The organism is Flavobacterium sp. DG1-102-2 (genome assembly GCF_033042555.1).
Taxonomy (GTDB): Bacteria; Bacteroidota; Bacteroidia; order Flavobacteriales; family Flavobacteriaceae; genus Flavobacterium.
Genome location: NZ_JAWLIK010000010.1, coordinates 74,749 through 90,356, shown reverse-complemented (window position 1 = coordinate 90,356; position 15,608 = coordinate 74,749). Strand labels below are relative to the sequence as shown.

Here is a 15,608-nt window from a genome sequence, read left to right as displayed (position 1 = left end):
TAACCGAACCAATATTTTTGTTAAACTTTTGTTAAGAAAAAGCTGGTTATATTACGAAATCGAAATAGTTTTTATCCAAAACAAATAGTGCATTGCCAATATTTCATAGGAGCTTTTGATATTAGGGCACTGCAAATCAAAAAATAAGGCCGCTAAGCGGCCTGTTATCTATTTTGTAAAATTTGAGAAACAATTAACACAGCATGTTCCCTGCTGTTCTCTATAAACCACTTATGGGTTTCCAGTCCGCCGCATACTACGCCGGCTAAAAATAATCCCGTTACATTAGTTTCCATTGTTTCGGGGTTGTATGTTGGTGTACAGCTAAGACCCTCGCCAATGCTTATACCGGCATTGCGTAAAAATTCAAGATCGGGTCGGTAACCTGTAAGCGCCAGAACAAAGTCGGCTTTAATGAGCACCTCTCCATCCGGCGAATTAATTATTACCTCGTTCGCTGTGATCTCTGTAATTTCCGAATAAAAATGCGCCTTGATGCTGCCTTCTGCAATACGGTTTTCAATATCGGGCTTGACCCAGTATTTTACACGGTCGTTAATCTCACCTTTTCTAATAATCATAGTTACATCGGCACCTTTGCGGTAACATTCCAGCGCGGCATCTACCGATGAATTGTTAGCGCCTACAACCACCACTTTCCTGAAAGCATACTCGTGTGCCTCTTTGTAGTAGTGGTGCACATGCGGCAGGTTTTCGCCGGGCACTTCCATATACACGGGGATATCATAAAATCCGGTAGCGATTACCACATTTTTAGATGAATATACAGCCTTAGCCGAAGTCACTTTAAACAATCCATTCTCCTGTTTTTGGATTCCTTCCACCCTCTCAAACAAATGAATGTTGAAACTAAAGTGTTTGTGGATGTTTCGGTAATACTCCAGCGCCTCCTGCCTTCCGGGTTTTGGCGCGATACAGCTAAAAGGCACATTGCCAATCTCCAGTTTTTCGGCAGTAGAGAAAAATGTCATGTACAGCGGATAGTTAAACAGGCTGTTTACCAGAGCACCTTTTTCTATGATAAGATAGTTCAGCCCTTTATTTTGGGCCTCTATAGCACAGGCAAGACCTATTGGCCCACCGCCAATGATTATAAGATCGTAGGTTATTTTTTCCATGAGCTGTAAGGATTATTGCTCAGGTAAGCATTATAGTAGCGTTCGTCGCCTGTAACTTCTTTACCAAGCCACGCAGGCTTTTCAAAGCTTTCATTTTCATCAGCAAGTTCAACTTCAGCAACGGTCAGCCCGGCATTGCCGCCAAAGAATTCATCAACCTCAAAAATATGGCTGCCTACTTTTACCTCGTGGCGTATCTTGTCAATACTGCCTTTTTCGCAAAGGGCAAGCAGCTGTTGGGCATCGGCCACGGTAATTTCTTTCTCCCATTCCATACGGCTGGTACCGCTGTCGTTGCTTTTGCCTTTTATGGTAATAAAGCCCTGATCGCCTTTTGTGCGAACACGCACGGTACGTTCAGGATTAGAATTCAGGTAGCCCTGTGCAATGCGTTTTTGAGTAACAGCCTCATTTTTATAGGCATCGCTAAGCACAAGGAATTTGCGTTCGATCTCAATCATGTTCTTTTGGAAATAACAGCTAAGGTAGGGAATTGTGGAGACATATATGATATCCCCACCCCAACCCTTTCCGAAGGAGAGGGAAAAGCTTCACTTATTGCTGAAACATTAGAATGAAGCTAAGGCATTAAACTTTGTAGCGTCAAGCAAATTACAAGAATCGGCGTTAAGAAGCATTCGCTGTTTGAGTGAAGTGAGTTCGAATGGTTTAGCTGATTCTTGTGATTTGTAGCCTAAGAAGTTATACCCTTGGATTTTTGGTTCTTTTGTTTCAAGACAAAAGAACAAACCCTCTTAACCAAATCCTAAAATCGCCAATCTTTACCGTTTTTCGGGTTATGATTTGTAGTTTTACATTTCATCTCCCTATAAATGCCCATGAAGTTCAGGAAAACTAAAGCACGTATTACTATTGCCCAATTCTTCAAAACTAATTTTGATGAACACAACCTGTGGGAATACAAAGCGCAGGACACCGACCTGCTGGCCGACCTTGTAAATATCATTCGCCCGCGAAACCTAAAGAAACTGGTTGCGGTAGACCTTGGTGAACTTTTGCACGAACTTAAAGGGAATGAAAATTACCGTAAAGGCCTTTCGCTATATCTTAAGGAGATACTCAACAACAAGAAATTCAGTAAAATACTTACCGATGCCGGTATCCTTACCGACGCTGATTTTATATTTGAGGTAAAAAAGCGTCTTTTTGCAAAACTTATCCCGGAACAGCCTGAAAAAGACACTCTTGAATACCTGCTTAACCAGGTGTTCTATCTAAAGACAGATCCTGTGTGGATAAATAAAATTCCGCACCAGCAGATAGAACAGCTGTTTGATCTCTTGAAATTCAACCCTATTTACATAACGGCAAAACCGCGCAGCCCGCTTGCCGAACTGCTGTTTGCCATGAAGGTTATCATTCATCGTATTGTAGGCCGCGCGCTTGAAACCGAAGTGATCAAAATGGTTCCTGAATATGAAAACCTTGAGAGTCCGTTTCTTGCCTTTGAACAAGAGTTTGGCGAGATAACCGAAAGGCTGCTTAACCAAAGTGACAATTACACAAATCCTGATGAGCTGGACTATAAACAGCTTATGCTCCTGCACCGCCAGTGTACCGATTATGTAAATACTGCATTTAAGAATAGTGAGAAATATGGTATCTCGCTTCGTGTAAATCAGAGCCTGCTGCGCATACGCCAGCAGTTGCAGCGACTGCAAACCCTGTTACCGCTATTGATAACAACAACACCCGCCGATGCCAAAAAGAATACTATAGAACTCGCTACAGATCTGGTAGTCTACAACTGCGACAAGACCAATGTGCGAAAACTTATCAATGAGAGCACACAATTGCTGTCGTATGAAGTAACCCAGCATACCGCGAAAACGGGCGAACATTATATTACCAAAGACCGCAAGGAATATTTCACCATGTTTTGGCGCGCATCGGGTGGTGGGGTAATCGTAGGGATACTGTGTATCATTAAAGTATTCCTTTCTAAAATGGACACGAGTATCTTTGGCCATGCCTTCTTCTACAGCCTTAATTATTCGCTCGGCTTTATTGCCATCTATGTAATGGGCTTTACGCTGGCTACAAAACAGCCCGCCATGACTGCATCTGCGCTGATAAGCGCCCTTGAAGCCGACCGTAAGAACAAAAACCTGGCTGACGATAAAAAGCACCAGGCATTCGCCGAATTCTTTGCGAGGGTATTCCGCAGCCAGTTCATAGCGTTTGTGGGTAATGTTGTCATGGCGTTCCCTGTATCGCTATTGGGTATCTACCTGATTGATATTATTTTTGATTATAATCTTGCGCTTACCAAGTGGTACCACCTTATACGCGACCTTAGCCCTATCCATTCGCTAGCCATACTGCATGCAGCGATTGCGGGGGTATTCCTTTTTCTTTCGGGCATTATTGCAGGAGCAGTGGCTAACCGTGATAAATTTCAGCATATTTACTACAGAATACAGGAGCATCCTGTGCTTAAACTCAGCCTGGGTAGGATACGTACCCAGAAACTCGCTAAATTATATGAAAAGAAATGGGCCGGCGTAATCTCAAACTTTTGGTTTGGTGTATTCATGGGAAGTACAGCTTCCATTGGTATCTTCTTAGGGCTTGACCTTGACATACGCCATATTACCTTTGCCAGCGGAAACCTTGCCCTTGGCTTATATGGTGCCAACTGGAATGTGGCCACCGATGCCATTGTTTGGGGTATTGGGGGCATTGGGGTTATTGGGCTGGTCAACTTTTTGGTAAGCTTTGGCCTTTCAATGGGGCTGGCGTTCCGCTCGCGCAATATTCCTATTTCAGAGATGCGCCTTGTAGCGGCATCTATATGGAGGCATTTTAAACGCAAGCCGGGATCGTTCTTTTTTCCCAATTTCAGGGTAAAGAGCAGGGATTAATTGAATTGAAAAGAATCGGGATCTCTTTTTGGAACGCGGATGACGCGGATCTGGGCGGATGAACGCAGATTTATTTTTGCAGCGTCTTTTTATTGCTGTTCCTAAAAACCTTTCTTGCAAATTCAGGTTCTTTACCAAAATTAAGAAGCAGGCCTACTTCACACTGCGTGCTTCTTAAATAATTGATAAGCTGATATTCAAATTCATCAACAATATAATCGCAAGCTTTTAACTCGAGAATTACAACCTGATTTACTACAATATCTGCAAAATAATCGCCTACTTCTATCCCTTTATAATATACGGTTATTCGTTTTTGTACTTCAAGTTCAAAACCCCTTGCCCGTAACTCAAAAAACAATGCATTTTGATATACACGCTCTAAAAAACCATACCCAAGTTCATTATTAAAAATCAAAAAACACCCTTAAAATTTGCCCTGTAAGTTCCTTATGCAGTACTTTATCATCCATTGTTTTGTAAGATTTCGGCTAAACTAAAAAATTTATTGATCAAGTTAATAACCCAAAACAGGAAAATCTGCGACAATACGCCCAGATCCGTGTCGTGCGCGTTCAAATTTGAAATCTGCTGATAAAAATTTTCCTAATTTTGTAAAAACAACTATTCTTCCCAATGAAAAAACATATTTTTCTACTGCTTAGCCTTATTACGGCTGCATTTACCAATGCGCAGGATTTTAGAACCGTTACCTATTTTGCCAATGATACGCTCAAGCTGGAGATGGACATTTTTGTACCAAAGACAAAAAGCAAAGAACAGCGCCTATTGCTGATCCATGTTCATGGCGGAGGATTTTCGGGTGGTGAGCGCAAGTGGGATTACCCTGTTTCAAGGCAGGCCGCTGCCGAAGGATTTGTTGCAGCAAACATAAGCTACACCTTATATATGAAAGGCAAAAATTTTAGCTGCGACGGCATTCTTCCTGAAAAGGTAAAAGCGATACAAATTGCAGCCAACCAGCTTCAGCAGGCAGTTATTTATTTCCTGAAAAACCAAAGCACATATAATATAGATCCTAAAAAAGTATTCATATCCGGCAGCAGCGCCGGTGCCGAAACTGTTTTGCACGCTGCATACTGGGATACTAAAATGATGTCGATGTATCCTGAAAAACTTCCCGCTGACTTTAGATACGCAGGTGTAATATCTGGCGCAGGGGCCATCATGGACCTTAATTTTATTACCCCTAAAAACCTTGTGCCTACAATGTTCTTTCACGGCAGCTGTGATACTACTGTGCCTTATGGTACTGCGGCGCATCATTACTGCCCGGCAAGTTCTTCGGGATGGCTTATGCTTTTCGGGTCCTACTCTATCTACAATCACATCATCGGGCTAAAAGGCAATACAAAACTGATTACTTTTTGTGGCGGCGGACACGAGTACAGCGGCGAGCTTTTTGGCAAAGACCCTAAACCTGTGGCAGAATTTATGACCGGCGTGCTTAAGGGAGAAAAACAACAGTCGCATATTATCGTTGCAACGGGTAAAGAATGTACAAAATACAGTGAGTACGATTTTTGCAGGTAATTGACTTTTAAAAGTAAAAATATAATACAAATAATACAAATATTTAGGTACTTCGGCTGTGTTTTTCAAAAACAACCGTTCACTTAACTTAAACTTAACATTACGAAAAAAGCATCGCTAATCCCTTTAGCCTTGGGGGATTAACAACGTTAACTGCTTCTTAGACAGATTCTAAACAAGCGTTAACAACTAATTAACAGGCATTTTGCATTTATTAATCAGGCATGATTGCTTATATTTGCCTTCCTCAAACAAAACACTTACTATGTACAAGGGTATTTTAGACCTGCATTCGTATTGGGCATTTGCCGTATTAGTTTTATTGCTTCTCGCAGCGCTTAACGCGTTCATAGGCTTATCATCAAAGAGAGCTTTTTTGCCTAAAGACAGGCAGATAGCATTGATGGCGCTTATATTTACGCACCTGCAATTCGTATTTGGATTAGTACTGCTTTTTACAAGTCCTAAGTTTGACGCAGCAAAAGCGCTTGGCATGGGTGGATTGATGAAGAACAGCGAATTAAGGCCTTTGATTTTTGAGCACCCGCTTATCAATCTTATTGCCATAATTCTTATTACCATAGGATGGTCTAAGCACAAAAGAGCTGCCGAGAGCACCACAAAATTTAAGAATATAGGATATTTTTATGCCATAGGTTTAGTACTGCTTTTAAGCAGGATTCCCTGGAGTCAATGGTTAAGCTAACCGCATTTTAAAAGCCTTTTAAAGGCTTTTTGTGTCTAAGGCATATTATTTGTAAAACAACCAAAAAAGAGTATCTATGAAGAATAGTATTATCGTTTTTAGTGTTTCATTAGTAATGCTTATTATCACCGGATTTTCGACCATAAGCACCGAAACCGCTTTAGAAAACCCGGAAACCCAAAAAATTACTGTCGTAAAAGTTTCTGATACAACCGAAACTGCTGCACCGGCAGAAGCCGATAAAAAACCGGCTAAAGCTGCAGAACCTAAACTGACGCTTTATAAAGATAATGTCCTTGCAACCTATTACGCTGATAAATTCAACGGAAGGAAAACAACAAGCGGAGAGCGTTTTCATAACAAAAAGTACACCGCTGCCCACATGAGACTGCCTTTTGGAACAATGGTAAGGGTAACTAACGAAAACAATGGCAAATTTGTAGACGTTAAGGTTAATGACCGCGGGCCGTACAGCAAAAAGCTTGAAATAGATTTAACCAAGACAGCCTTCATGGAAATTGCCTCTAAAAAAGGCTCAGGCAGCTTTAAGGTAAAAATGGAAATCATTGAGCCTGTAACCGAAACAGCCGCTGCCGAATAATGATAAAGCGCATACTTATACTATTACTACTTACAGCCCTTGTGGGCTGTTCGTCGTCTAAAGGGGCTTTCAGCTCGTATGACAAGAGTGCAAAAGCGTCTTATTATGCTAATAAATTTAACGGAAAGAAAACCGCAAGCGGCGAGAAATTCAGCAACAGCAAACTTACTGCCGCCCACAGGAAACTGCCTTTTGGCTCAAAAATAAAAGTAACGAATATTGCTAACGGAAAATCGGTTGTTGTAACCGTAAACGACCGCGGGCCATTTTCAGGTGGCTTTGATATTGATCTCTCCAAAAAAGCATACAAACAAATTGCTGACAAAAAGAGCAAGGGGCACATGTATGTTTCCATTGAAGTAGCGAAATAAGGTACTATTTAGTTTTCAGTTACAGTATGCTGAAGCTCAATACACGATATAAATAATAATGCCGCAGCAATCTGCGGCATTATTATTTTATAGGCAAACAACAACGGTTTGAGTAAAAAAGCTATTTTTATCGCGCAAAAAACAACTACACACTACCATGGAAAAAGAATTTAAGATAACCCGCACCAGCAGGGATATATACGCTAAGCTGCTTAACGATTTCACGCTTGACCAGCTAAACAAAATACCTGACGGATGGAGCAATAATCTTATGTGGCACATTGGCCATATTGTGGTGTCGCAACAGGCATTGGTTTATAAGGGTTCGGGCATCCCTATGCAGATAAGCGACAAACTTATGGCTATGTATATGCGCGGCACTAAACCGGAGCGCGACGTAACGCAGGATGAAGTAGATGAGATAAAAAGCCTATTGTTCTCTACCATTCAAAAAACAGAGGAAGACTACCGTAATGGTATATTCACTACCTACAATGCCCGCAAAAGCGAAATGGGCTTTGACCTGTCTGACACTGAAGATGCCATTGCCTTTAATAACCAGCATGAGGGTATGCACCTGGGCATGGTGATACGGTTAAAGAAATTGGTTTAACCAAATCGGGGACTTTTAAAGTATAGGCTGCCTGTCAGTTTGAGCGAAATGCAATGGAGTCGAAAAATCTCAGAAAACAAATTGGAACTACGGGAGATCCTTCGTTCGTCAGGATGACAATACGTGTACTAACTGCTTACTGCAACTGAATACCGAACACTTTAAGCTCAGAATTCATTTTTTCGCAAAAACTCACCCATAAAATTAAATTTTTCCGATATTTGTGTAATGAATGTACAATGGCAGGGATTGCTTGGCTATTTAAAATTCCTCATCAAGAGAAATCCTGAGTGAGGTGCTTTGCATTGGAGTAAAATCATTCAAGAATAAAACAACAACTATATTATGCCTATATATCATAAAGTGGGTAACATCCCGCAAAAGCGACATACTCAGTTTGAGAAGCCTGATGGAGGACTGTACTACGAGCAGTTGTTTGGTACAGAGGGTTTTCATGGGCATTCATCTTTACTGTACCATGTACACAGGCCTACGCAGGTAAAAGAGATTTTACGCTCTTATTCTGTTGAGCCTAAGATTGCGATAGATAAAAATATCAAATCGCTGCTTTTTAAAGGTTTTGAACTACAGCCTGAAGACGATTTCCTGGATAGCCGAAAAGCTATGCTGGTAAACCGTGACTGTGTCATTGGCCTTGCCGCCCCGAGAAAATCGCTTCGCGAGTATTTCTATAAAAATGCCGATGCCGATGAGATGCTCTTCATCCATAAAGGAACAGGCACGCTTCGCACGTTTATGGGTAACATTCCGTTTGAGTACGGCGATTACCTTATCATTCCGCGCGGCATGATCTATCAGATCGATTTTGATACCGAAGACAACCGCCTTTTTTATGTAGAGTCTATCGCGCCATTCTACACGCCAAAACGCTACAAGAATGCCAGCGGGCAGCACTTAGAGCATTCGCCATTTTGCGAAAGGGACTTTAAACTGCCTACCGAACTTGAAACGCACGATGAGAAGGGCGACTTCCTTATTAAGATCAAGAAAGAAGGCATGATTCATGAGTTTGTATATGCTACGCACCCATTTGACGTTATAGGCTGGGATGGATATAACTTCCCGTACGGCTTTAGCATACACAACTTTGAACCGATAACAGGCAGGGTACACCAGCCGCCACCAGTACACCAAACGTTTGAGACATCTACATTTGTAGTGTGCTCTTTCTGCCCAAGGCTGTACGATTACCACCCAAAGGCTATTCCTGCACCATACAATCACAGTAATATAGACAGTGACGAAGTATTGTACTATGTAGACGGCGACTTTATGAGCCGTAACAACATAGAGCAGGGCCATATAACGCTGCACCCTAAGGGAATTCCGCACGGGCCTGCACCGGGCGCTATGGAACGTAGCATAGGCAAAACAATAACCGAAGAGCTTGCGGTAATGGTAGATACCTTCCGTCCTCTCATGGTTACTGAAATTGCTATGGGACTGGACGATGGCAAGTACTATAAATCCTGGACTGAGTAATATGTTCTTTTGTCTTTACTAGAGAACTTTTTAGAACAAAAATCAAAAAATAATACTTTTTCCGCTGCTGCGGAATCAAAATACACAACATCATGAGTAACGAAATAAAAAACGTTGAATACGGACTGGAAAAAATATTTGAAGGTGCACAGGATTTCCTCCCGTTAATGGGTACAGACTATGTAGAACTTATAGTGGGTAACGCTAAACAGGCGGCTCATTTTTATAAAACAGCTTTCGGTTTCCAGTCTTTGGCGTATGCCGGATTAGAAACAGGACTAAGAGACAGAACGTCTTATGTTCTTGTTCAGGATAAAATTCGTATCGTTTTAACTTCTCCGCTTACAGCAGATTCTCCGCTTAATGACCACCTTGCAACACATGGTGACGGTGTAAGGGTAGCTGCACTTTGGGTAGAAGATGCACGTAAATCTTTTGAAGAAACGACAAAGCGCGGTGCTAAACCATTTATGGAGCCAACAGTTGAGACTGATGAATTTGGCGAAGTAGTACGTGCAGGTATCTACACTTATGGTGAAACAATACACATGTTTGTAGAGCGTAAAAACTACAACGGTGTATTTTTACCTGGCTTCAGGGAGTGGAAATCAGATTACAATCCGGCACCAACAGGCCTTAAATATGTAGACCACATGGTAGGTAACGTGGGCTGGAACGAAATGAATATATGGGTTAAATGGTATGAAGATGTAATGGGCTTTGTTAACTTCCTTTCATTTGATGACAAACAGATAAATACCGAGTACTCTGCATTGATGAGTAAAGTAATGAGTAACGGTAACGGAAGGATTAAATTCCCTATAAACGAACCGGCTGAAGGAAAGAAAAAATCACAGATTGAAGAATATCTTGACTTTAACGGCGGACCTGGTATTCAGCACGTGGCTATTGCTACAGATGATATCATCAAAACGGTATCTGACCTTAAAGCGCGTGGCGTAGAATTCCTTTCTGCACCGCCACAAGCGTACTATGATGCAGTACCTGGACGTCTTGGTGCTCACAAAGATGCTTTTAAAGAAGACATCAAAGAAATACAGAAACTCGCTATCATGGTTGATGCTGATGAGGAAGGATATTTGCTACAGATATTTACCAAACCGCTTCAGGATCGCCCAACGCTATTCTTTGAAATTATACAGAGAATGGGTGCAAGAGGTTTTGGTGCAGGTAACTTTAAAGCATTGTTTGAGTCTATTGAGCGTGAGCAGGAGTTAAGGGGTACGTTATAAAAACACCTATTTTTTAAAGATATTTCAACAACAGACCAATTTAGACTATGTTTTTTAAGGATTATGTGTTAAAGTGAAAATTTAACAAACAAATTTGCATTTAAACTAACTACCTTTGCACTCGCAAAAAAGGGGGGACTCACAACATCCTCTTTTAGCAAAGTAAATTTTTCATAATTTATAGTTTTTTGGTTGGTTAATAGCATAAAAACCCGGTCATTGTTTGACTGGGTTTTTTTGTTTTCTTACTTTTGGAACAGAAATTGCATTTATTGGCTCTAAATACCAACAAAAAAATTAATTATGAAGAAATTGATTGCATTTTTATTGCTTTTTACTGCTTCAAATGCTTTTTCGCAAAGCGCCTTTAACGTAGGGGAAAACTTTAAATTCAGGATACATTATGGTGTCGTGAACGCAGGGTATGCCACGCTTGAAGTGAAGGAGGGGACAAAAGACAACAAAAAAGTGTACCATGTTGTGGGGAATGGTTATACAACCGGAATGACGAAATTCTTTTTTAAGGTAAACGATACTTACGAAAGCTATTTTGATAAGGCTACTATTAAACCCTATCAGGCTGTCAGGAAGATAGACGAGGGCGGCTACACCAAAAACCAGGAAGCATTCTTTAACCAGGACAGGAACACGGTAACTGTAAAAGATTATAAAAAGAAAACCGAAAAAACACTTACCACATCTGAAAACGTTCAGGACGTTATGTCTACCTTTTATTATCTGAGGAACCACCCAAAAATTGAAACAATGAAAGTGGGCGAATCAGTTACTGTAGATATGTTTTTTGACGATGAAATATTAAAATTTAAGCTGAAATTCATTGGCAGGGAGGATTTAAAAACTAAATTTGGGACTATTTCAACAATGATATTCAGGCCGCTGGTTTTAGCCGGCCGTGTATTTAAGGAAGAAGAGAGTTTAACCGTATGGATTTCAGACGATAACAACAGGGTTCCGCTGCGAATAAAAGCAAATTTAGCAGTAGGCTCGCTTAAAGCCGACCTTGAAGAATATAAAGGACTTGCGAGTCCGTTAAAGATTAAAGCGAAGTAAGAAAATGGAGATTACATCCCCTATACAGGAAAAAATAGAGCAGCTTAATGAAAAATTTGCTGCCATAAACCAAAAAACAGAAACACATCTTGAAGGGCTATTATGGTCTAAGCCTATAACCTATTGGGATTACATACAAACTGATGCACTGCTTAACCTGCAGATACAGCGCACTACCCTGCCTGACGAGATGGTATTTATCATGTACCACCAGGTTAACGAACTGCTGTTTAAAATGATACTTTGGGAAGTGGAGCAGCTTTGCCACAATGAAGCACCCACTACCCCATTCTTTACCGAAAGATTAATGCGCATAAGCCGCTATTTTGACATGCTTACTACATCGTTTGATATTATGGGCGATGGCATGGAGGTAGAGCAGTACATGAAGTTCCGTAACACGCTTACTCCTGCAAGTGGTTTCCAGAGCGCACAGTACAGGCTTATTGAGTTTGCCTCTACAGATCTTATCAATCTGATAGATTACCGTTTCCGTGCTACTATAGACCGTAACACCCCTTATGAGCACGCACTGGAGCACCTGTATTGGCAGGCTGCCGGAAAAGACCACAAAACCGGTCAGAAATCGTACCTGCTTAATGCGTTTGAAGACAAATACAAAGGGGAGTTCCTGCGCTGGATGGAAAAATACAATACCATTAACATCTGGCAAAAGTTTAAACAGCTGCCACAGGAAAGCCAGCAGGATGCAATGCTTATTAAGGCAATGCGCCATTATGACTATACTGTAAACGTTACATGGGTTATGGGCCACCTTAACGCTGCCCGCAAATACATAGAGAGCCAGGACGGCCCGCAGGAAGCTACCGGCGGAAGCGACTGGAAAAAGTACATGCACCCTAAATACCAAAGGAGGATATTTTTCCCGGAACTATGGTCTGAAGAAGAATTGAGAACCTGGGGCGAGAATGTATAACCAATAAAGAGCACTACACACATTGAAATACCTAACCGTCATACTATTACTGTTTACCTTAATTGCCTGTAAAAAAGAGGAAGATACCGCAAAACCCAAACAAGCTGCCGTTAAAAAAGACCCTATCGTAAAAGAATTTGGCTTTACGCTAAATGACTTTAAAGTGGTTAACGACACTATTGAGAACGGTGACACCTTTGGAAAATTACTGAGCGAAGAGGGGTATGATGCAGCTGCAATACACAAGATTACCGAAAATATCAAAGACTCTTTTGACCTGCGCGACATCCGTGTAGGCAAAGCATTTACAATGCTTAAGCAAAAAGCTGCGCCAAACAAACTTCAGGTGTTTGTGTACCAGCCCGATGCTACCAGCTATTATGTGGTAGATGTTCGCGATTCTATAGCTAAAGCCTACAAAAAAGTAAGGCCAATGACCATTAAGCGCAGGCTTATTTGTGCCGAGATTGAAGGTTCATTATCAGAAACATTATCTAACGCGGGGGCTACTCCTGCACTGGCACACGAACTGTCTGAAGTGTATGCCTGGTCTATTGACTTCTTTAAAATCCAGAAAGGCGACAAATTTGCTGTTGCCGTAAATGAACGATACATAGACGGCACACAGTATGCCGGACTGGAAAGCATAGAATCGTCTTACTTTGAATACAAAGGCAAGCGTATTTATGCCTTCCCTTTTAAAAAAGATCCAAATGCCCGAAAAGTTGATTATTATGACGAAGAAGGAAAAGTGCTTAAGAGCATGTTCCTTAAAGCGCCACTTAAATTCAGCCGTATAAGTTCAAGGTTCTCACCAAGGCGTTTTCACCCGGTGCAAGGCCGATGGAAAGCCCACAACGGCACCGATTATGCTGCGCCTACAGGCACACCCATCATGACTACTGCTAACGGTGTTGTAGAACGCACAGGTTACACCGCTGGTAACGGTAACTTTGTTAAAGTAAGGCACAACGGGCAATACTCTACCCAATACCTGCACATGAGTAAAATATTGGTTAGAAACGGCCAGAGGGTATCTCAGGGCGACGTTATAGGTAAAGTAGGCAGTACCGGCCTCGCTACAGGGCCGCACGTATGTTACCGTTTCTGGAAAAACGGTGTTCAGGTAGATGCGCTCCGCATGAAGCTGCCAAGTTCTGAACCTATGAACGCTAAAGAAAAACCACGCTACATGGAGTATATCACTCCGCTTAAAAAAGAGCTGGACAGTATATCAGACATCAAATTCTCAAAATAAAATTCACATTACAATGGCACTAGAAAACATCAATCCGTCCGGTACTGCCGCCTGGCAAGAACTTACCCGGCATTATAACGAAATGCAGGGCGCATCAATGGCAGCATTGTTTGCTGCTGATAAAGAAAGGACGGCAAAATTCAACATACAATGGAACGATTTTATAGTTGACTATTCCAAGAATATCATATCTGCAAAAACATTGCAGCTGCTTCAGGACCTTGCGCAACAGGCAGGCCTTAAAGGAGCGATTGATGCATACTTTGGCGGAGATACCATAAACCGTACCGAAGGCAGGGCTGTATTGCATACTGCACTTCGAGCGCCTCAAAACGCCGACATAAAAGTTGACGGTGTTAATGTACTGCCGGAGATCTATTCGGTTAAAAATAAGATGAAACAGTTTTGTGATGCTATCATCGGCGGAAACAAAAAGGGATATACAGGCAAAGCATTTACCGATGTGGTAAACATAGGTATCGGCGGGTCAGACCTTGGCCCCGCCATGGTCGTAGAATCGCTTAAATTTTACAAGAACCAGCTTAATGTCAGGTTTATATCTAACGTAGATGGCGACCACGTTATGGAAAGCCTTAAAGGGCTTGACCCTGAAACTACGCTGTTTGTAATTGCCTCTAAAACATTTACCACACAGGAAACACTTACCAATGCCGAAACAGCGAGGGACTGGTTCCTTAAAACCGCTAAGCAGGAAGATGTGGCAAAACACTTTGTGGCCGTATCTACAAACATCCAGAAGGTTACTGAATTTGGTATCGCAGAAGACAACATTTTCCCGATGTGGGACTGGGTTGGCGGACGCTTCTCCCTTTGGAGTGCTGTAGGGCTTACAATTGCACTTGCAGTAGGTTTTGAAAACTTTGACAGCCTGCTTACGGGTGCAAACAAAATGGACGACCATTTTCGTACTGCGCCGCATGAAGAAAACATTCCGGTAGTACTGGCATTGCTTAGCATTTGGTACAACAACTTTTTTGGTGCCGAAAGCGAAGCATTGATCCCTTATACACAATACCTGCAAAAACTGGCTCCATACCTGCAACAGGGTATTATGGAGAGTAACGGTAAGAGCATAGGCCGTGACGGCAAACCTGTAAATTACCAAACAGGAACTATCATTTGGGGTGAGCCGGGAACAAACTCACAGCACGCTTTCTTCCAGCTGATACACCAGGGTACAAAACTTATCCCAACCGATTTTATTGGGTTTATAGAGCCGCTACACGGCAATAAAGACCACCATGATAAGCTTATGTCTAACTTTTTTGCGCAAACAGAGGCTTTACTTAACGGTAAGACCGAAGCACAGGTACAGGCGGAGTTTGACAAAGCGGGCGTAGCAGCAGATAAGGCTGACTACCTTCGTCCGTTCAAGGTATTTGCAGGTAACAAGCCTACTAATACGCTTTTAATCAAAAAGCTAACTCCTGAGACACTAGGATCGCTTATCGCATTATACGAACATAAAATATTTGTACAGGGCGTTATCTGGAATATCTTCAGTTACGACCAGTGGGGTGTAGAGCTTGGCAAGCAATTGGCTAACTCTATCCTTGATGAGATAAACTCTAAAACTGTAAAAACACACGACAGTTCTACGACTTTCTTACTTGAGAAATTCTTAGGCAAATAGTTAACGGTTTTCTGTTGATAGCATAAACCCCGTAGAGTGATCTTCGGGGTTTATTTTTGCGCT

The 15,608-nt window shown here is 41.8% G+C and carries 15 protein-coding genes; 12 read left to right on the top strand and 3 right to left on the bottom strand.

The window, feature by feature from the left end; genetic code table 11:
• Nucleotides 1-164 precede the first annotated feature (164 nt).
• Together R1T16_RS14360 and R1T16_RS14355 are read right to left on the bottom strand one after the other, a co-directional pair.
• On the bottom strand, nucleotides 165-1,139 hold the full coding sequence (locus R1T16_RS14360) for a YpdA family putative bacillithiol disulfide reductase (RefSeq protein ID WP_317501813.1): 975 nt from the start codon (nucleotides 1,137-1,139) through the stop codon (nucleotides 165-167).
• Nucleotides 1,127-1,600 (bottom strand): CYTH domain-containing protein, encoded by a 474-nt coding sequence (locus tag R1T16_RS14355; protein ID WP_317501812.1) that lies wholly within the window; start codon nucleotides 1,598-1,600, stop codon nucleotides 1,127-1,129. The genes R1T16_RS14360 and R1T16_RS14355 overlap by 13 nt, the downstream gene beginning before the upstream one ends.
• 378 nt (nucleotides 1,601-1,978) lie before the next feature.
• On the opposite strand from R1T16_RS14355, the gene R1T16_RS14350 reads away from it, so the two are divergent.
• Nucleotides 1,979-4,024 carry a recombinase gene (locus tag R1T16_RS14350; RefSeq protein WP_317501811.1) on the top strand — a complete coding sequence of 682 codons (2,046 nt, stop codon included), beginning with the start codon at nucleotides 1,979-1,981 and terminating at the stop codon, nucleotides 4,022-4,024.
• 70 nt (nucleotides 4,025-4,094) lie between these two features.
• On the opposite strand, the gene R1T16_RS14345 is transcribed toward R1T16_RS14350, so the two are convergent.
• The gene (locus R1T16_RS14345; RefSeq protein ID WP_317501810.1) at nucleotides 4,095-4,442 is read right to left on the bottom strand and encodes a GxxExxY protein; all 348 of its coding nucleotides are present in this window, start codon (nucleotides 4,440-4,442) and stop codon (nucleotides 4,095-4,097) included.
• Nucleotides 4,443-4,660: 218 nt separating this feature from the next.
• Here R1T16_RS14345 and R1T16_RS14340 point away from each other — a divergent pair, with 218 nt between their 5' ends.
• The 11 genes from R1T16_RS14340 (at nucleotide 4,661) to pgi (ending at nucleotide 15,545) form a co-directional block, all read left to right on the top strand.
• Nucleotides 4,661-5,578: an alpha/beta hydrolase gene (locus R1T16_RS14340; RefSeq protein ID WP_317501809.1), complete on the top strand. Its 918-nt coding sequence runs from the start codon at nucleotides 4,661-4,663 to the stop codon at nucleotides 5,576-5,578.
• A 265-nt stretch (nucleotides 5,579-5,843) separates the two neighbouring features.
• Nucleotides 5,844-6,284 carry a hypothetical protein gene (locus tag R1T16_RS14335; RefSeq protein WP_317501808.1) on the top strand — a complete coding sequence of 147 codons (441 nt, stop codon included), beginning with the start codon at nucleotides 5,844-5,846 and terminating at the stop codon, nucleotides 6,282-6,284.
• Between the two features lie 76 nt (nucleotides 6,285-6,360).
• On the top strand, nucleotides 6,361-6,885 hold the full coding sequence (locus R1T16_RS14330) for a septal ring lytic transglycosylase RlpA family protein (protein ID WP_317501807.1): 525 nt from the start codon (nucleotides 6,361-6,363) through the stop codon (nucleotides 6,883-6,885).
• A complete protein-coding gene (locus R1T16_RS14325; RefSeq protein WP_317501806.1) occupies nucleotides 6,885-7,256 on the top strand; it encodes a septal ring lytic transglycosylase RlpA family protein in 372 nt (123 codons plus the stop codon). Before R1T16_RS14330 ends, R1T16_RS14325 begins: the two co-directional genes overlap by 1 nt.
• 157 nt (nucleotides 7,257-7,413) lie before the next feature.
• Nucleotides 7,414-7,869 (top strand): DinB family protein, encoded by a 456-nt coding sequence (locus R1T16_RS14320; RefSeq protein ID WP_317501805.1) that lies wholly within the window; start codon nucleotides 7,414-7,416, stop codon nucleotides 7,867-7,869.
• Between the two features lie 345 nt (nucleotides 7,870-8,214).
• The gene (locus R1T16_RS14315) at nucleotides 8,215-9,372 is read left to right on the top strand and encodes a homogentisate 1,2-dioxygenase (protein ID WP_317501804.1); all 1,158 of its coding nucleotides are present in this window, start codon (nucleotides 8,215-8,217) and stop codon (nucleotides 9,370-9,372) included.
• Nucleotides 9,373-9,464: 92 nt separating this feature from the next.
• Entirely contained in the window at nucleotides 9,465-10,625 is a 1,161-nt protein-coding gene (hppD, locus tag R1T16_RS14310) for a 4-hydroxyphenylpyruvate dioxygenase (protein WP_317501803.1), read from the top strand.
• Nucleotides 10,626-10,928: 303 nt separating this feature from the next.
• Entirely contained in the window at nucleotides 10,929-11,696 is a 768-nt protein-coding gene (locus R1T16_RS14305; RefSeq protein WP_317501802.1) for a DUF3108 domain-containing protein, read from the top strand.
• A 4-nt stretch (nucleotides 11,697-11,700) separates the two neighbouring features.
• Nucleotides 11,701-12,633, top strand: a complete 933-nt coding sequence (locus tag R1T16_RS14300; protein ID WP_317501801.1) for a tryptophan 2,3-dioxygenase family protein — start codon at nucleotides 11,701-11,703, stop codon at nucleotides 12,631-12,633.
• A gap of 22 nt (nucleotides 12,634-12,655) precedes the next feature.
• Nucleotides 12,656-13,891, top strand: a complete 1,236-nt coding sequence (locus R1T16_RS14295; protein WP_317501800.1) for a peptidoglycan DD-metalloendopeptidase family protein — start codon at nucleotides 12,656-12,658, stop codon at nucleotides 13,889-13,891.
• Between the two features lie 13 nt (nucleotides 13,892-13,904).
• Nucleotides 13,905-15,545 carry a glucose-6-phosphate isomerase gene (pgi, locus tag R1T16_RS14290; protein ID WP_317501799.1) on the top strand — a complete coding sequence of 547 codons (1,641 nt, stop codon included), beginning with the start codon at nucleotides 13,905-13,907 and terminating at the stop codon, nucleotides 15,543-15,545.
• The last annotated feature ends 63 nt before the right edge of the window (nucleotides 15,546-15,608 follow it).